Source organism: Pseudomonas sp. MWU13-2105 (assembly GCF_023242315.1).
In the GTDB taxonomy this organism is placed as follows: domain Bacteria; phylum Pseudomonadota; class Gammaproteobacteria; order Pseudomonadales; family Pseudomonadaceae; genus Aquipseudomonas.
In genome coordinates, this window is the sequence record NZ_JALLIY010000068.1 from 1 (window position 1) to 1,175 (window position 1,175).

Below are 1,175 nucleotides of genomic sequence, written 5' to 3' on the forward strand. Positions count from 1 at the left end.
GTCTCGAAGAAGTTCTTCTCTTTCTTCAAGTCCATGATCTCGCTCATCCACGGGAACGGGTTGGTGGTCCCTGGGTACTCTTCCTTCAAACCGATCTGCGACAGGCGACGGTTGGCGATGAACTTCAGGTAGTCCTCCATCATCGCCGCGTTCATGCCCAGCACGCCGCGCGGCATGGTATCGCGGGCGTATTCGATTTCCAGCTGGGTGCCCTGCAGGATCATCTGCGTGGCTTCTTCCTTCATCTCGGCATCCCACAGGTGCGGGTTCTCGATCTTGATCTGGTTGATCACGTCGATGCCGAAGTTCAGGTGCATGGATTCATCGCGCAGGATGTACTGGAACTGCTCGGCGACGCCGGTCATCTTGTTACGTCGGCCCATGGACAGGATCTGGGTGAAGCCGCAGTAGAAGAAGATCCCTTCCAGCACGCAGTAGTAGGCGATCAGGTTGCGCAGCAGTTCCTTGTCGGTCTCGACGGTGCCGGTCTTGAATTCCGGGTCGGAGATCGAACGGGTGTACTTCAGGCCCCAGGTGGCCTTTTTCGCCACCGATGGAATCTCGTGGTACATGTTGAAGATCTCGCCTTCATCCATGGCCAGCGATTCGATGCAGTACTGGTAGGCGTGGGTGTGGATCGCCTCTTCGAAGGCCTGGCGCAGGATGTACTGGCGGCACTCGGGGTTGGTGATCAGGCGGTATACGGCCAGCACCAGGTTGTTCGCCACCAGCGAGTCGGCGGTGGAGAAGAAACCCAGGTTGCGCATGACGATGCGGCGCTCGTCGTCGGTCAGGCCTTCCGGGTCTTTCCAGAGGGCGATGTCGGCGGTCATGTTGACTTCTTGCGGCATCCAGTGGTTCGCGCAGCCGTCGAGGTACTTCTGCCAGGCCCAGTCGTACTTGAACGGTACCAACTGGTTGAGGTCGGCGCGGCAGTTGATCATGCGCTTTTCGTCGACCGCGACACGGGCCGAGGCGCCTTCGAGTTCAGCCAGGCCTTCGGCAACGTCCAGGGCGTCGAGCGCGGCCTTGGCACGGGCGATGGCGGCCGAGTCGGAAGCGGTCACGGCACGGGCCTCCTGGGCCGCGGCGCCGCCGGCGCTGTCGAGGCGGTCCATGTTGGCTTCGGTGGCGTGGCCGGCGTTGGCGCCCTTGACGGCAACCTCGCCTTCTTC

The 1,175-nt window shown here is 61.5% G+C and carries 1 protein-coding gene; it reads right to left on the reverse strand.

The window, feature by feature from the left end:
• Window positions 1–1,118 (reverse strand): ribonucleotide-diphosphate reductase subunit beta (locus M5B96_RS32315; RefSeq protein ID WP_248801211.1); only part of this gene is annotated, 1,118 nt, incomplete at its 3' end.
• Between the last annotated feature and the right edge of the window lie 57 nt (window positions 1,119–1,175).